General features: G+C 62.0%; 20 protein-coding genes. 5 read left to right on the plus strand and 15 right to left on the minus strand.

Annotated features, from left to right (window positions below):
* Window positions 1-4: 4 nt before the first annotated feature.
* Both HNR59_RS09505 and grxD read right to left on the minus strand, forming a co-directional pair.
* Entirely contained in the window at window positions 5-1,204 is a 1,200-nt protein-coding gene (locus tag HNR59_RS09505) for a multidrug effflux MFS transporter (protein ID WP_183831486.1), read from the minus strand.
* 196 nt (window positions 1,205-1,400) lie between these two features.
* Entirely contained in the window at window positions 1,401-1,736 is a 336-nt protein-coding gene (gene grxD / locus HNR59_RS09510) for a Grx4 family monothiol glutaredoxin (protein ID WP_183829117.1), read from the minus strand.
* A 139-nt stretch (window positions 1,737-1,875) separates the two neighbouring features.
* Here grxD and HNR59_RS09515 point away from each other — a divergent pair, with 139 nt between their 5' ends.
* Window positions 1,876-2,682: a phosphodiester glycosidase family protein gene (locus tag HNR59_RS09515; protein WP_183829120.1), complete on the plus strand. Its 807-nt coding sequence runs from the start codon at window positions 1,876-1,878 to the stop codon at window positions 2,680-2,682.
* A gap of 38 nt (window positions 2,683-2,720) precedes the next feature.
* Here the strand turns inward: HNR59_RS09515 and HNR59_RS09520 are convergent, their stop codons facing one another.
* The 7 genes from HNR59_RS09520 to purC all read right to left on the minus strand — a co-directional run bounded on the left by HNR59_RS09520 (window position 2,721) and on the right by purC (window position 8,136).
* Entirely contained in the window at window positions 2,721-2,954 is a 234-nt protein-coding gene (locus HNR59_RS09520; protein WP_183829123.1) for a BolA family protein, read from the minus strand.
* Window positions 2,955-2,967: 13 nt separating this feature from the next.
* Window positions 2,968-5,190 carry a phosphoribosylformylglycinamidine synthase subunit PurL gene (purL, locus tag HNR59_RS09525; RefSeq protein ID WP_183829126.1) on the minus strand — a complete coding sequence of 741 codons (2,223 nt, stop codon included), beginning with the start codon at window positions 5,188-5,190 and terminating at the stop codon, window positions 2,968-2,970.
* Between the two features lie 82 nt (window positions 5,191-5,272).
* Window positions 5,273-5,854 carry a hypothetical protein gene (locus HNR59_RS09530; RefSeq protein ID WP_183829129.1) on the minus strand — a complete coding sequence of 194 codons (582 nt, stop codon included), beginning with the start codon at window positions 5,852-5,854 and terminating at the stop codon, window positions 5,273-5,275.
* Window positions 5,855-5,913: 59 nt separating this feature from the next.
* On the minus strand, window positions 5,914-6,342 hold the full coding sequence (locus tag HNR59_RS09535; protein ID WP_246374549.1) for a hypothetical protein: 429 nt from the start codon (window positions 6,340-6,342) through the stop codon (window positions 5,914-5,916).
* Window positions 6,343-6,403: 61 nt separating this feature from the next.
* Entirely contained in the window at window positions 6,404-7,072 is a 669-nt protein-coding gene (gene purQ / locus HNR59_RS09540; protein WP_183829132.1) for a phosphoribosylformylglycinamidine synthase subunit PurQ, read from the minus strand.
* Window position 7,073: 1 nt separating this feature from the next.
* Window positions 7,074-7,316 carry a phosphoribosylformylglycinamidine synthase subunit PurS gene (purS, locus tag HNR59_RS09545; RefSeq protein WP_183829134.1) on the minus strand — a complete coding sequence of 81 codons (243 nt, stop codon included), beginning with the start codon at window positions 7,314-7,316 and terminating at the stop codon, window positions 7,074-7,076.
* Between the two features lie 25 nt (window positions 7,317-7,341).
* On the minus strand, window positions 7,342-8,136 hold the full coding sequence (gene purC, locus HNR59_RS09550) for a phosphoribosylaminoimidazolesuccinocarboxamide synthase (RefSeq protein ID WP_183829137.1): 795 nt from the start codon (window positions 8,134-8,136) through the stop codon (window positions 7,342-7,344).
* Between the two features lie 280 nt (window positions 8,137-8,416).
* On the opposite strand from purC, the gene HNR59_RS09555 reads away from it, so the two are divergent.
* A complete protein-coding gene (locus tag HNR59_RS09555) occupies window positions 8,417-8,737 on the plus strand; it encodes a DUF1476 domain-containing protein (RefSeq protein WP_183829140.1) in 321 nt (106 codons plus the stop codon).
* A gap of 144 nt (window positions 8,738-8,881) precedes the next feature.
* Window positions 8,882-9,658, plus strand: coding sequence for an HpcH/HpaI aldolase family protein (locus HNR59_RS09560; RefSeq protein ID WP_183829143.1), 777 nt, complete (start codon window positions 8,882-8,884; stop codon window positions 9,656-9,658).
* A gap of 6 nt (window positions 9,659-9,664) precedes the next feature.
* Here HNR59_RS09560 and HNR59_RS09565 read toward each other — a convergent pair whose 3' ends face one another.
* On the minus strand, window positions 9,665-10,213 hold the full coding sequence (locus tag HNR59_RS09565; protein WP_183829146.1) for an RBBP9/YdeN family alpha/beta hydrolase: 549 nt from the start codon (window positions 10,211-10,213) through the stop codon (window positions 9,665-9,667).
* Window positions 10,214-10,297: 84 nt separating this feature from the next.
* Complete coding sequence (locus HNR59_RS09570) at window positions 10,298-10,771, minus strand: GNAT family N-acetyltransferase (RefSeq protein WP_183829149.1); 474 nt, start codon at window positions 10,769-10,771, stop codon at window positions 10,298-10,300.
* A 301-nt stretch (window positions 10,772-11,072) separates the two neighbouring features.
* Here HNR59_RS09570 and HNR59_RS09575 point away from each other — a divergent pair, with 301 nt between their 5' ends.
* Window positions 11,073-11,888, plus strand: coding sequence for a VOC family protein (locus HNR59_RS09575; protein WP_183829152.1), 816 nt, complete (start codon window positions 11,073-11,075; stop codon window positions 11,886-11,888).
* Window positions 11,889-11,939: 51 nt separating this feature from the next.
* Here HNR59_RS09575 and HNR59_RS09580 read toward each other — a convergent pair whose 3' ends face one another.
* Complete coding sequence (locus HNR59_RS09580) at window positions 11,940-12,572, minus strand: LysE family translocator (protein WP_183829155.1); 633 nt, start codon at window positions 12,570-12,572, stop codon at window positions 11,940-11,942.
* Between the two features lie 180 nt (window positions 12,573-12,752).
* Between HNR59_RS09580 and HNR59_RS09585 the strand changes: the two genes are divergently transcribed.
* Window positions 12,753-13,043 carry a putative quinol monooxygenase gene (locus HNR59_RS09585; protein ID WP_183829158.1) on the plus strand — a complete coding sequence of 97 codons (291 nt, stop codon included), beginning with the start codon at window positions 12,753-12,755 and terminating at the stop codon, window positions 13,041-13,043.
* Between the two features lie 54 nt (window positions 13,044-13,097).
* Here HNR59_RS09585 and purB read toward each other — a convergent pair whose 3' ends face one another.
* The 3 genes from purB to HNR59_RS09600 all read right to left on the minus strand — a co-directional run bounded on the left by purB (window position 13,098) and on the right by HNR59_RS09600 (window position 15,564).
* On the minus strand, window positions 13,098-14,405 hold the full coding sequence (gene purB, locus HNR59_RS09590) for an adenylosuccinate lyase (protein ID WP_183829161.1): 1,308 nt from the start codon (window positions 14,403-14,405) through the stop codon (window positions 13,098-13,100).
* A gap of 141 nt (window positions 14,406-14,546) precedes the next feature.
* The gene (locus HNR59_RS09595) at window positions 14,547-15,200 is read right to left on the minus strand and encodes a DUF2259 domain-containing protein (RefSeq protein WP_183831490.1); all 654 of its coding nucleotides are present in this window, start codon (window positions 15,198-15,200) and stop codon (window positions 14,547-14,549) included.
* A gap of 175 nt (window positions 15,201-15,375) precedes the next feature.
* On the minus strand, window positions 15,376-15,564 hold the full coding sequence (locus HNR59_RS09600) for a hypothetical protein (protein ID WP_183829162.1): 189 nt from the start codon (window positions 15,562-15,564) through the stop codon (window positions 15,376-15,378).
* Window positions 15,565-15,574: the final 10 nt, after the last annotated feature.

Raw genomic sequence — 15,574 nt, forward strand, 5'->3', positions numbered from 1 at the left:
GCTGTCAGATCGGCTTGTGGTGCGCGTGGAACAGCTTTCCACGCTCGGCGATCAGAACAAATACAAGGCCGATCACCGCGACGCTGACGAAACCGAACGCCAGCGGCGTCGTGGTGCCATCGAAAGCCTGACCGATCAGCGCGCCGATCAGGCCGCCACCGGCCGTTCCCATGAAACCCAGGACCGAGGAGGCCGTGCCGGCGACATGGCCGAGCGGTTCCATGGCCAGAGAGTTGAAGTTCGAGCCGATCAGGCCGAACTGGAACATGGCCAGGGCGAACAGCGTGATGAACAGCGGAAAGGGCACCGTTCCGAAAAGCGAAAGCACGAACCAGATGGCGCTGACGATCAGGAAGCCGATCAGCGCGCCATGTGAAATCTTGCGCATTCCGAACCGGCCGACCAGCCGCGAGTTCAGATAGGACGACAGGGCCATGAATGCAGCCACGGCGGCGAAAGCCACAGGGAACATCGTTCCCAGATCGTAGATGCCGACATAGACCTGCTGGGCCGAATTGATGAAGCCGAACAGCGAGCCGAAGATGAAGGTGCTGGCCAGCGTGTAGCAGAGCGCCAGCCGGTTGCTGAGCACGATGCCGAACGCCTGCGCGATCGCGCGCGGGTTGAAGGGCCGTTTGTCGGCCGGATCTAGCGTTTCGGGCAACCTGAGCGCCATCCAGAGGGTGACGACAATGCCCGCCAGCCCCATGAACACGAAGATCATGTGCCATTCGGCAAACAGCATGATCACCTGTCCGGTGCCCGGCGCGATGACCGGCACGATCATGAACACCATCATGACCAGAGACATGGCCTCCGCCATCTGCCGCCCGCCGAACACGTCGCGGATGATGGAGACGGTGATGACGCGCGTGGCGGCGGAACCGATACCATGCACGAAGCGCAGCAGAAGCAGGCTTGCAAAGGTAGGTGCTATCGCGCCCGCGAATGCGGCCACGATGTAGATGCCGAGGCCGATCAGCATCGGGGTGCGTCGTCCGAACCGGTCGGCGAGCGGACCATAGGCCAGCTGTGCGAAGGCGAAGCCGAGCAGATAGGCCGAAATCACATACTGCCGGTGGTTCTCGTTCTCGACTCCGAGAGTGGAGCCGATTTCCTGCAGACCGGGAAGCATGATGTCGATGGCCAGCGCGTTCAGGGCCATGAGCATCGCCATCAGCGCGATGAATTCCATCTTGCCCATTCCGGCAAGCCGCGGCGGTGCGGTTTGTGCGGATACGTCCATGAAATAACCTTCAAATCTTTCCGACGTTTACGGGCTTGTGAGCGCGTGAAAACGCACCCGGAAACGCAGTTTCCAAAGAGCAGCAAAGGCGCTGGTGGGTGCCAGCGCCTTTGTCCGGAATATGTGGCGCTGCCGCAGCAGCGCAAAAGTCAGGTCAGGCGGCGCCTTTGACCTTTATGCCTTTCTCGTCGAGGAACGACTGCAATTCCCCGGCCTGGAACATTTCGCGCACGATGTCGCAGCCGCCGACAAACTCACCCTTCACATAAAGCTGGGGGATGGTGGGCCAGTTGGAGTAATCCTTGATACCCTGTCGCAACTCGCTGGAATCGAGCACGTTGATGCCCTTGTAGTCGACCCCGACATAGTCGAGAATCTGTACCACCTGCCCGGAGAAGCCGCACTGCGGGAAGCCCGGCGTGCCCTTCATGAACAGCACGACGTCGTTGTTCTTGACTTCGCTATCGATGTAATCGCTGATTCCGCTCATGGCCAATCCTTTCAGGCCTGTAGGAAATCAGGCCGCAAACCTGCTATTCAAATAGCCCCGAGCGCGCGCAGACACAAGACCGCTGCGTCAGGCTTCGCCCCGGCGGGTGCCTGACCACTGCCAACATCCGGATTGAAGCATGAAAAAACTGGTGCTGTTTCTCTGTGCGGCGCTGCTGCTTGTCATCGCCTGCGCGGTGGTCTGGCAGCTGCGCTCCCGAAAAAGTTCCCCGCCGCCCGCCAGACCTGAAGCGGCCGTTACCCTGCCGGAACCGTGCCGCGATGTGACGTTTGAAGGTACGCCCCATATCGTCTGCGTGCTGTCTGCGGACCGCTATGATGTCCGCATCCTGCATGAAGACCGGAACGGCAAGCCCTTCGGGACGGTTGCCGCCGCTGACCAGAGCATGACGGCGCAAGGCAGGCCGCCGGTGCTTTCCATGAATGCGGGCATGTACCACAAGGATCTTTCGCCGGTCGGGCTGCTGGTGGAGGAGGGGCAGGAGAAGGCGGCCCTCAACCTCGACGATGCCGAAGGCAATTTCTTCATGAAGCCGAATGGGGTTTTCATGATCGACCGCAGCGGGCAGGGCGCGGTGATCGAATCGCGGGCCTATCAGCGAGAAAAGCCCGACGCGCTCTATGCCACGCAATCCGGCCCTATGCTGGTGATCGATGGCAACATCCATCCACGATTCGAGCCCGACGGAGCTTCGCGCTACATCCGCAACGGCGTCGGCGTCGATGGCCAGAACCGCGTCGTGCTGGCCATTTCGCGCAAGCCCGTCAGCCTCGGCAGTTTCGCCAGACTCTTTCGCGATGAGCTGGATTGCCGCAATGCGCTTTTTCTCGATGGCGCGATATCGACCCTGACCGCGAACGGAAAGATCGTCATCGGCGGCAGGCACCCGGCCGGGCCGGTCCTGTCGGTCTTCGCAAGGAAATAGCCCTTCTCCGCCGGAAAGGGGAGAAGGGCAATATCACGTCAATCCGGCGCGCTGGTCTGGAGAGCGAGCGCGTGCAGAACGCCGCCCATATTGCCTTTCAGGGCATCGTAGACCATCTGGTGCTGCTGAACGCGGCTCTTGCCCCGGAAGCTCTCGGCAACCACTTCTGCGGCGTAGTGGTCGCCGTCGCCGGCAAGATCGCGGATCGTGACCTGGGCGTCAGGAATGCCTTCCTTGATCAGCCTCTCGATCTCGTGCGCGTCCATTGCCATGTCGTTTTCCCTGTCAGGTACCCATGAAGCCCGGGAACCACGATTCGTGCGTGGTCACCAGTTCACTGACCGGTATGCCACGCGCCTGCCCAAGTTTCAATTCGGCGCCCCCGGTGGTGCCGATGTGGTGGACAACCACGCCGCTCTTCTCAAGATCGGCGAGCAGAGCGGCCCATTCGGCGGTGCCCGGCAGGACCGAAAGCGTCAGCAGGTAGCGACCCTGATCCTCGCCGAAGAAGGCGGCAACCGGCTCGGCCGGCGGCGCATCCACCTCTGCCCCGATGCCCGACGCCATCGCCATTTCCGCGAGCCCGACGGCAAGGCCGCCATCGGAAAGGTCGTGGCAGGCGGTGACTATGCCGGAGGCGATCAGGCCGCGCACAGCGTCGCCCAAGCGCTTTTCATGGGCGAGATCGACCGCCGGCGGCGGCCCATCCGTGCGGCCATGCACGTCACGCAGATAGATCGACTGTCCCAGATGCGTGCCCCAGCCTTCCGGCGCACCGACGAGCAGGACCGGCTGGCCTTCCGCCGCGAAGCCGATGCGGGCCATCTTCTGCCAGTCGCCCAGCAGGCCGACGCCGCCGATGGTGGGGGTCGGCAGGATGCCTTGTCCGTTGGTCTCGTTGTAGAGCGAGACGTTGCCGGAAACGATCGGGAAGTCGAGCGCACGGCAGGCCTCGCCGATGCCCTTGATGGCGTGGACGAGCTGACCCATGATTTCCGGCCGCTCGGGGTTGCCGAAATTGAGGTTGTCGGTGGCGGCAAGCGGCAGCGCCCCGGTGGCCGTCAGGTTGCGCCAGCATTCGGCAACCGCCTGCTTGCCGCCCTCGTAAGGATCGGCCTCGCAATAGCGCGGCGTCACGTCCGAGGAGAAGGCGAGCGCCTTGCTCACGTGGCCTTCCACGCGCACCACCCCGGCATCGCCGCCCGGCCGTTGCAGGGAGTTGCCCTGGATCATGGTGTCGTACTGCTCCCACACCCAGCGCCGCGAGGACAGGTCCGGCCCGCCGAGCATCTTCAGGAGTGCATCGGCGATGTCGGCCTGCGGCACATCGGTCGAGGCAAGCGCCGCCGGCTTTGCAGGCTCCACCCACGGGCGATCATATTCGGGAGCCTCGTCGCCCAGTTCCTTGATCGGAAGGTTGGCGACTTCCTGGCGCTGATGAAGCACGCGGAAGCGCAGATCGTCGGTCGTCTTGCCCACGATGGCGAAGTCGAGGCCCCATTTGGTGAAGATCGCCTCGGCTTCCTTCTCCTTTTCGGGACGCAGCACCATGAGCATGCGCTCCTGGCTCTCCGACAGCATCATCTCGTAGGCCGACATGCGCTCTTCGCGCACCGGCACCTTGTCGAGGTCGAGCTCGATGCCGAGGTCGCCCTTGGCGCCCATCTCGACGGCCGAGCAGGTGAGGCCGGCAGCGCCCATGTCCTGAATGGCGATGACCGCGCCGGACGCCATGAGCTCCAGACAGGCCTCCAGCAGGCACTTTTCGGTGAAGGGGTCGCCCACCTGCACGGTGGGACGCTTTTCCTCAATGGAATCGTCGAATTCGGCCGAGGCCATGGTCGCGCCGCCGACGCCGTCGCGGCCGGTCTTGGCGCCGAGATAGACGACCGGCAGGCCGACGCCCTTGGCCTGCGACAGGAAGATGCCGTCGGTCTTCGCAAGGCCGGCCGCGAAGGCGTTGACGAGGATATTGCCGTTGTAGCGGGCGTCGAAATTCACTTCGCCGCCGACCGTAGGCACACCGAAGGAATTGCCGTAGCCGCCGACGCCGGAGACCACTCCGGCCACCAGATGCCGCGTCTTCGGATGATCGGGCTCGCCGAAGCGCAGCGCGTTCATAGCCGCGATGGGGCGCGCGCCCATGGTGAAGACGTCGCGCAGAATGCCGCCCACGCCCGTCGCCGCGCCCTGATAGGGCTCGATGTAGGAGGGGTGGTTGTGGCTCTCCATCTTGAAGACCACGCAGTCGCCGTCGCCGATATCCACCACGCCGGCGTTCTCGCCCGGACCCTGAATGACGACCTCGCCCGTGGTCGGCAGCGTACGCAGCCACTTCTTGGACGATTTGTACGAGCAATGCTCGTTCCACATGGCCGAGAAGATGCCGAGTTCCGTAAAGCTCGGCTCGCGACCGATGAGGTCCAGAATGCGCTGATATTCATCCGGCTTCAGCCCATGGGCCGCGATGAGCTCGGGGGTAATCTGCACGGTGTTCGGAATGGTCATCTGTTCCTGTCTCGACTGCATGGGCTGCGATCGCCTGCGCGGCAGGGATCAGGGAAGGATTTAGGCTTTGGCATCGGATAAGTCAGGTGTGGCGGTAAATCCAGATCGAACAGGCCAGCGTGTAGCAATAGGCGAGCATTTCCAGCGTTTCCTCGATGCCTTCCTGATTGTAGTGCTCGGCCAGTTCTCCAGCCAGCAGCATGATGAACGCAACGCCCAGCGGCCAGAACACAAAGCTCCAGCGCGGCTTCAGGGCGTCCAGAAAGTCTGCGCGCCTGAGGAACAGAAGGGCGGCAAGACCAACGGTGAATATGACCCACAGTGCTTCTTTCGCTGTTCTCGTCAGACAGATGCCGCCCGGATAGAAAGGACTGTCGCAACGCGGCGTCTCCCGGACCATGGCATGCAGGAGCACGTAGACGACGGCGATGCACAGGAATGCCACAGGGCCTTTGCTGCGCCAGCCGCGCGCGGCGAAAATGGCGGCAGCAACGCCCAGAACAATGGTTTGCGAGCCTTCCACAGGACCGTTTTCGGCAAACAGATAATAATCGAGATCGGTGTAGACCTCCGCCAGATAACCGGCCAGCGCCCCGCCCAGCAACAGGACAAGGCCCCAGCCGATCCACGTCGCGGGCCGGGGATATATAATGGTCTTCTGCACTGGCGTTCCTGTCGGTGGTCATTGCCGGGAAAAACCGGCTGCTTTTAAAATGTCTGTGCCTATGCTGAGGCAGAGCAGGCCGGATTGCCACTTTGCCAGCGGGCGATATCAGAACTGATGCGGGAGCCGAGGGCATCGCCCATCAGCGGTCCGAAAACATCGACGCGACTTGAGTTGCCGGTCGCCTGCACCACCAGAAGCGGCTTGGCGCCGTAGTTTCGTGCAGGAACCAGAAGGAAGCGCGGCGTGCCTCCGAAATTATTGAGCTCATTGGCCATCTGGTAGGAACGGAAAGCGGGATCCTTGCTGGCAAACCAGCATTTGTGGGCTGCCGTCGCCACCTGTTCCATAGATCTCAGGGCCGCGCTCTTTCCCGTGGGTTGCGAAGGCGCTTTTGAGCCTGACTGACAGGAGGCGAGTGCAAATGTCGCCGCGACCAGCACCGCAAACCTGAATGTCATCGAGGTAGCCGTCATCTGCCCGCCCATATCGAACCGCAACTCTTTCAGCAGAAGCCACGCCGCACCGGGACGGGGCTGCCGCATTGCGTCAGGCCGCTATGCCCAGCGCACTTTCAAACAAGCCACGGCCATCGGTCCCGCCATGCGCTGCTTCAATCAGATTTTCCGGATGCGGCATCATGCCAAGCACGTTGCCCTTGTCGCTGACGATGCCCGCTATGTCGTTGACGGAACCATTGGGATTGGTGCCCTCCGCATAGCGGAACACGACTTGCCCTTGACCTTCCAGTCTGGCCAGCGTCTCTGCGTCGGCGAAAAAGTTGCCGTCGTGGTGCGCGACAGGGCAGCGGATGATCTGGCCGGCCTGATAGTTGCGCGTGAAAGAGGTGTTGGCGTTGGCCACCTGAAGCTTCACTTCACGGCAGACGAACTTCAGCGAGGTGTTGCGCATCAGCGCGCCGGGCAGCAGGCCGGCTTCCACGAGAATCTGGAAACCGTTGCAGACGCCGATAACCATCACGCCCCGGGCAGCGGCTTCCGCCACGGCGCGAAGGGCCGGCATGCGCGCGGCGATCGCACCGCAGCGCAGATAGTCGCCATAGGAAAAACCGCCGGGAATGACGATGAGATCGACATCGGGAATGGTCGTGTCGGTTTCCCAGACGGTCACCGGCGGCTTGCCGGAAATCTTCGTCAGCGCCGCGATCATGTCGCGGTCGCGGTTGAGGCCGGGGAGGAGGACGACGGCTGACTTCACTTCAGGCGATCTCCACCGCGTAGTTTTCGATCACGGTATTGGCCAGAAGCTTCTCGCACATGGCCTTGAGGTCGGCTTCGGCTTTTGCCTTGTCGCCATGGGTAAGCTCGACATCGAACACCTTGCCCTGACGCACGGGACCAACGCTGTCGAAGCCCAGTCCGCCGAGCGCATGCTCGATGGCCTTGCCCTGCGGGTCGAGCACGCCGTTCTTGAGAGTTACGATAACGCGGGCCTTGATCACGCTCAGATGCTCCTCTCGGAAAAGGTCAATGCGGTTTTGTGCCCTTGGGCAAACCGGATGAAACAAGCACCGGGCCGGCGGGGCGCGGCGGTTCGTTCTCGTTCATGATGCCGAGGCGGCGGGCCACTTCCTGATAGGCTTCGACGAGGCCGCCCATGTCGCGGCGGAAACGGTCCTTGTCGAGCTTGTCCTGAGTGGCGACATCCCACAGTCGGCAGGAGTCCGGCGAAATCTCGTCAGCGACGACGATACGCATCATGTCGCCCTCGAACAGACGTCCGCATTCCATCTTGAAGTCGACGAGCTGGATGCCGACGCCGAGGAACAGGCCGGAGAGGAAGTCGTTGACGCGGATGGCGAGCGCCATGATGTCGTCGATTTCCTGCGGGCTTGCCCACCCGAAAGCGGTGATGTGCTCTTCCGAGACCATCGGGTCGTCCAGCGCATCGGCCTTGTAGTAGAACTCGATGATCGAGCGCGGCAGCACAGTGCCTTCATCGATGCCGAGGCGCTTGGCCAGCGAGCCGGCGGCAACGTTGCGCACCACCACTTCAAGGGGGATGATCTCCACTTCCTTGATGAGCTGTTCACGCATGTTCAGCCGGCGGATAAAATGGGTCGGGATGCCCATGCGGTTCAGATGGGTGAAGATGTGCTCGGAAATGCGGTTGTTGAGCACACCCTTGCCATCCACAACTTCGTGCTTCTTGGCGTTGAAGGCGGTGGCGTCGTCCTTGAAGAACTGGATCAGGGTGCCAGGCTCAGGTCCTTCATAGAGAATCTTGGCCTTGCCTTCATAGATGCGGCGGCGTGACTTCATCGCGGTGTTTTCTCTGGTTCGAAGGGAGGGCCACGGCGACCATCCCTTTACAGGCCGCTGTTGCGGCAACCATGGGGCTCAGCCGGGTCTCTAGCGCAAACGAACCGTTTGCTCAATTGGAATCGCGGACATGCACCGCTTTCGACAGCTGTTGAGGCACATGCGGCCGGATCGCGCCATGCAAGATCGCATATTGACCGCCCGGCAGCCTTTTGGTTTGTGGGTTGTGAGCCCATATTGCATGGGCAATTCGAATCGCTTGCAGCCGGAGATTAAGGCCATGACCAATATGAAGGACCGTCAGGAGGGCTTCGAGCGCAAGTTCGCGCTGGACGAAGAGCAGAAATTCCGGGCAATCGCCCGCCGCAACAAGCTTCTGGGCCTCTGGGCCGCCGAAAAGCTCGGCAAGAGCGGCGCCGATGCGGAAGCCTACGCCACGGAAGTGGTGCAGGCCGATTTCGAGGAAGCAGGCGACGAGGACGTATTCCGCAAGGTGCGCAAGGATTTCGACGCCGCCGGTGTCGCACAGTCCGACCACCAGATCCGCCGTACCATGGAAGAATTGCTGGCGACTGCCGCCGAGCAGGTCAAGAACGGCTGAGGCAGCGGTGTTGCGCGAGGTTTTTCAGCTTCGCTGCACGCCTGATCAAGGCTGAAAAATGGAGCCGCCCGGTTAGTCCGGGCGGTTTTTCGTTTAAAAGACAGAAGGTTCCCGTCTTTTCCGGAATCAGATTGCGAGAAAAACATGTCGCTCAAACAACGCCTTGAATCCGATGCGGTGGTGTTCACAAGCTGGTCCGGCGTGCCTGATGCTCTGACCGTCGAGATCATGGCGGCGCAGGGGTTCGATGCCGTCACGCTCGACATGCAGCATGGCGGCCATAATGAAGACAGCGTTCTGCGCTGCCTCGTTCCGGTTCTCTCCGCGGGAAAGGCTGCAATCGTGCGCGTGCCGGTGGGCCGCTTCGACATGGCCAGCCGTGCGCTCGATTTTGGAGCCGAAGCGGTCATCGCGCCGATGATCAACTCGGTGGGGGATGCGCGGGCATTCGCCGCCGCCATGAAGTACCCACCGCTGGGCGGGCGCTCATGGGGCCCGACCTATGCCTTTCCGCGCCACGGGCAGGGCGATCATCAGCAATGGCTGCGGACGAGCAACGAACGCACGCTGTCCTTCGCCATGATCGAGACGCGCGAGGCGCTGGATGCTCTGGATGGCATTCTGGCCACGCCGGGTATCGACGCCATATTTCTCGGGCCCGGCGATTTCTCGATCGCGTGGACCGAAGGCCGTCAGGTCGACTCGACGCTTGAGGCGATCATGGAAACCGTGGCTTCGGTGGCGAAGCGGGCGAGGGCGGCCGGCAAGCACGCAGGCATCTATGTCACCGATCCGGCAATTGCCGGCCGTTTCGTGGATATGGGCTACCGCCTGCTGGCCACGGGATCGGAGCACCAGCTCATTGCGCAGGGAGCCGCCGGCTTGCTGTCGAGCCTGAAGCAGTCCGTCGGTTCCAGATAGGGCGCCTTAAAGGCGGCTCATGAAGTGGGCAAAGGTCATTGATCCTTCCGGCCATGGACCATGACCGGAATCGGCATTGATGTGGCCGGATTCCCCTGCATCGATGAACAGCGAGCCCCAGGCCGAGGCGATGTCTTCCGCCACCTCGAAAGCGCAGTAAGGATCATTGCGGCTGGCTATCGTGATCGAGGGGAAGGGCAGCGGATCGCGGGGATACGGGCCGAAGGTCATCAGATGCCTGGGCCTGATTGCGGGATTGGCGACATCCGGCGGCGCGACCAGAAACGCGCCTGCCACCGGCTTATTGAAAAGCGGCAGCGCATGCATGACCGTGGGCACGCCGAGCGAATGGGCGACAAGCACGACCGGCTTTTCAGCCGCGTTGACCGCGTTGGCGAGCGTCGCCGTCCAGTCCTCGCGCACGGGTTTCGACCATTCCGCCTGCTCCACGCGGCGCGCGCTCGACAGCCTGGCTTCCCAACGGGATTGCCAGTGATCGGGGCCGGAATTGGTGTAGCCGGGAACGATGAGGAGTTCTGCGTCTTTGACTTTCATGGGCCGCATGTAGCGATGCTGTTTTGCCGGTGCAAGCCCGGTACAGCCCCGGTACAGCCCACGGCGCAAAGCGGTTGCCGTGGCTCAAAGCTCCATATGCACGATCTCGATCGGATCGCCGCCGAGCCCATGTGAGAAAAACCCTCGTCCCACGGGGCGAAACCCTTGGCTCCTATAGAAACCCTCTGCATTGATCGTGGATTCAATGCGGATGGGGCCTTCATGGTCGCGCCGCGCATTTTCCACTCCGATCTCCAGAAGACGCTTGCCGAGCCCGTAACCGGCCACCCGTTCCAGAATGAACAGGCGTGTCACCTCGCCGGGTTCGGCATCGACGAAGCCCACGATCTCACCCTCGAGTTCGGCAACGACCATGCGTCCCTGAGCGATGAGCTGTTCATAATAGTGCGGCGTGCGTGCGCCCATCCACCCCTCGATCTGCTCCGCTGAGTAGTGGTCCCTTGCCAGAGCGCGTACGGAAAGCCGGGTGACCTCGAAGACGGCAGCGCCGTCGCCTGTACGGGCGGGACGCAGATGGGGAGAGGGATTTGCACTCATGGGGAATGGTCTCATCTGGAAGGAAGAAATTCATCTTAACATGAGGAAGACCCCGGGGTCAGGCATACTGGCTTCTGGCACAAGCAGCCGGTCGATCAGCAATAATTGTTATCGGAAAAGTGAACGAAATGTTCGATATCTGCATTATTGTATGAACAACATCGTTGAACGATATTGAGGCTGAAAAATCGTGCCGGAGGTTCCCTTGAAACTGACACGACGCAGCTTTGCCGGTGCGGCCGCCGTCCTGCCCTTCATGGCTGGAGCGGGCGGAGCGCAGGCGCCCCGAATGGAGACAACAATGAGTGGACTTCCCTTTGCCGCCACGACACCGGTAAGCGTTTCCCGCGTCGGCCTGCGCGCTCGCGATGCCGAAGCGCTGGCCGCCTATTACCGCACGATCGTCGGCCTGCAGGAACTGTCGCGGGACGGAGAGACGATCACGCTCGGTGCCGCTGGCCGGCCTTTGCTGGTGATCGAATCTGACAAGTCAGCAAAACCCGACGATCCGCGTTCGGCGGGCCTGTTCCACACGGCCTTTCTGTTGCCTTCACGCGCCGATCTCGGGCGCTGGATCAACCATGCCATAGGCGACAAGATCAGGATCGACGGCGCCTCCGACCACATCGTGTCCGAGGCCCTCTACCTGACCGATCCGGAAGGCAATGGCATTGAAATCTACGCCGACCGCCCGCATGAGGGCTGGAAATGGCAGAACGGGCAGGTGGAGATGGCCACCGCGCGCATGGATGTCGAGGGCGTCATCGGTTCCGTCCCCGCCGGCGATGCCGGCTGGCACGGCGCGCCTGAAAATACGGTTGTCGGCCATGTCCATCTGCGCGTCGGCGATCCGTCGCAGGCGGAGAACTGGTGGCAGAAGGAGTTCGGGTTCGACACCGTGGCGCACTATGGCGACAAGGCCGTCTTCATGTCGTCCGGCGGCTATCATCACCACATCGCCGGCAACATCTGGCAGAGCCCCGGCGCAGGGCGGCGCGACCCCGGCCGCAGCGGCCTGTCATGGGTGGAGATGCGGTCGTCGCAAGCCTCCGCCGAGACCAGCCGCGAGGATCCTTGGGGCACTCTGATCCGCACCGTTCCCGGCAAGGCGGCGTAAATACCATAACCTGCCGTCGCGAAGTTCTTACCCGCGCGGCGGCAGATAAAGTTACCGCCGTGCTTCGGTGGCCATCCTCACCGCCAGCGCAGCCAGAACGGTGCCCATAACCCAGCGCTGGAGAACGGCGAAGGACGGGCGCCGCACGAGAAAGAGCGCGATCGTGCCGGCCGATATGGCAATCATCGCATTGACGATGACGCTGATGGCAATCTGTGTCGTGCCAAGGACGAGAGCCTGCGCAAGCAGGTTTCCGTTTGACGGATCGATGAACTGCGGCAGCAAGGACAGATACATGACCGCGATCTTGGGATTGAGCAGGTTGGTCAGGAATCCCATGAGGAAAAGCTTTCGGGGACTGTCTTTCGGCAGGTCCCGCACCTGAAATGGAGAGCGTCCGCCTGGGCGGAAAGCTTGCCAGGCAAGCCACAGAAGATAGGCGGCTCCGGCGAACCGGATCGCATCATAAGCGTAAGGCACGGCCATCAGCAGCGCCGTGATGCCGAAGGCCGCGCACAGCATGTAGAACACGAAGCCGAGTGCAACGCCGCCGAGCGATATGAGCCCGGCCGTACGCCCCTGAGAGATTGAGCGCGACACCAGATAGACCATGTTCGGCCCCGGCGTGAGAACCATGCCAAGCGCGATCAGGGCGAAGGCCAGAAGATTGTTCGGATCGGGCATCGGGATACTCCGGCGTGGGAGAGTGCCTGCCGTCAGGCTTACAGCATATTTCCGCAGTCGAACAGGTCACGTCACATTCTGCGCCCGGATGCCAACACTCCTGACATGTTCTGATCGCGCTATGTGTCAGATGAAGCGTAAGCCCGGGTACGATTCCATTTCCGGGCAAGGAGTTGCGCCATGCTCAAGGTTATCGCCGAAGACTTCATCAAGCCGGATCGAATCGGCATCGTCACACCGCTTTATGCAGAGCTGGTGGAAAAGACGCGGCAGGAACCGCTCTGCATCGCTTACGATCTGTTTGTGGACCAGAAGGATGCCGGGCATTTCGTCTTTATCGAAGAGTGGCCGGATCGGGCGGCGCTCGATGCTCATTGCCGCAGCGAACACTTCAGGAGGCTGGTGCCGCTCATCAATCGGCACCAGCGCAGGGAAGGGACGTTCATTCTGATGGATGCGTTCGCGTCCTGAAACTCTTGTCCACCTGCCCCTCGGGAGATCGGCAGGTGGTTAATCGAGGGACTTTCAGCTTTTGCCGAACACCCGCCTGAAGATCGTGTCGACATGCTTGGTGTGATAGCCGAGGTCGAACTTCTCGCGGATTTCGGCTTCGGAAAGGGCGGCTGTGACTTCCGCGTCGGCCAGCAGTTCCTCAAGGAAATCCTTGCCCTGCTCCCACACCTTCATGGCGTTGCGCTGCACGAGGCGGTAGGAATCCTCGCGCGACACCCCAGCCTGTGTCAGCGCCAGCAGCACGCGCTGCGAATGCACCAGCCCGCGGAAGCGGTTGAGGTTGCGCTCCATGTTTTCGGGATAGACCAGCAGCTTGTCGATCACGTTGGTGAGGCGCGCCAGCGCGAAGTCGAGCGTCACGGTCGCATCAGGACCGATCATGCGCTCCACCGAGGAGTGCGAGATGTCGCGCTCGTGCCAGAGCGCCACGTTCTCCATGGCAGGGAAGGCGTAGGAGCGCACCATGCGGGCAAGGCCGGTGAGGTTCTCGGTCAGAACCGGATTGCGCTTGTGCGGCATGGCCGACGAGCCCTTCTGGCCCGGCGAGAAATATTCCTCCGCTTCCAGAACCTCGGTGCGCTGGAGGTGGCGGATTTCGATGGCGACGCGCTCGATGGACGAGGCAATGACACCCAGCGTAGCAAAGAACATGGCGTGGCGGTCGCGCGGGATGACCTGCGTGGACACGGGCTCCGGCTTAAGGCCGAGCTTCTTCGCCACGTGCTCTTCCACATAGGGATCGATGTTGGCGAAGGTGCCGACGGCGCCTGAAATGGCGCAGGTGGCAATGTCCTCGCGCGCGTGCACCAGCCGCTCGCGGCAGCGGCTGAACTCGGCATAGGCCTCGGCCAGCTTGACGCCGAAGGTGGTGGGCTCTGCATGGATGCCATGGCTGCGGCCGATAGTGACGGTGTCCTTGTGCTCGAAGGCGCGGCGCTTGAGAGCTTCCAGCAGCGCGTCGATGTCGGCCAGCAGCAGGTCGGAGGCGCGGGTGAGCTGCACGGCGAGGCAGGTGTCGAGAACGTCCGAAGAGGTCATGCCCTGGTGGATGAAGCGCGAATCCGGACCGACGAACTCGGCCAGATGAGTGAGGAAGGCGATGACGTCGTGCTTGGTGACACGCTCGATCTCGTCGATGCGCTCGACATCGAAGGTGGCGCTGCCGCCCTTTTCCCAGATCGTCTTCGCGGCTTCCTTCGGAATCACGCCAAGCTCGGCCAGCGCGTCGCAGGCATGGGCCTCGATCTCGAACCAGATGCGGAAGCGGGTCTCAGGCGACCAGATGGCGACCATTTCCGGCCGGGAATAACGGGGGATCATCTCAACCACCTAACTTTAAATGTGAGTGTGCCCGCCTCCTAACAGAGTGAGCGCCGATGCTCAACGCGGGATGACCCATGCCGCCGACGAAAAGGCCGGACAGATGCCCGGCCTTCCCGTAAAAATCGATCTGCAGGATCCTCAGTACTTCCCGGTAACTGCCATCCAGCGATGGTCGGGGCCCTCGAAGCCGATCTTCTGAACGGCAATCAGCACGGCATAGTGGCTGACGCTGCCCTCGCTGGCGAAGGTCTGGATTGCGCCGATCGAGTAGCCTGTCGGGCAGCCACGGCTTTGCGGTATCGACTCGTCGTCATGCACAAGCTGGTTCCTGCCGCCATCGGTGGCGTCGATGCGCATGAGGCGGAAGCCCTGTGCCTCACCCATGCCGTGGCACTGTTCCAGCTCGCCGAAGGGTATGGCCTCCAGACGAAATTCCAGCGGCTTGTCGATGGCCGGGAAGACGGGACGCGGATTGACCGCCATGCGCGACGGATCGGCCGAAAGCTCGGTGACGGCGTTCTGGCCGGCCGTGTAGCCGCGATTGGCCGCAAGCTCGGCCTGTTTGACGATGGCTTCGCCCTCGTCGCGCGCCTTGTCGCGTGCCGCCTGAAGTGTCGCGCTCTCGTCGTCGATGCGTACGCGCACGGGCGAACCCTTCACATAGCTGTCGGTTGCCGTGTCGATGTAATAGCGGTTGGCATAAGGAAAGCCGGAGCCGTCCTGCACCCCATATTCCTCGAAGGCGAAGATGCCTCCATTCTGGCTGAAGCCGAGAATATTCAGCTCTGCCATATCACCGGCATGGGCTGCGGTGGCAAGGGCGCCGGCAAGGATCAAGGAGGACGAAAATGTGGCGAATCGCAAGGCAGGCTCCTGTGGAATGAAAGCAGGATCATCAGCCCGTGCTTTCGCCGGAAAATCAGGCTTTATAAAGGGAAGGGGGCTGCGGACGTGGCAGGATAATTTTTCAGCGATCGGAAACGATGATTTTCGTGGCCCCGTTTTCGTTGAGTTCGATGCGGATTTTCCCGTTGTCGGGCATGGGTGGCGCGCTGATGACTGTAGGCTTGTGGCTGTCCAGATTGGTGTCGGAGAGAAGTTTCTCGCCTCTCGCGGTCTTTTGCCGCTCAAGCTGATGGAAGTAGAGGGCAGACATGCGGCTCTCC

Source organism: Aquamicrobium lusatiense (assembly GCF_014201615.1).
In the GTDB taxonomy this organism is placed as follows: Bacteria; Pseudomonadota; Alphaproteobacteria; order Rhizobiales; family Rhizobiaceae; genus Mesorhizobium; species Mesorhizobium lusatiense.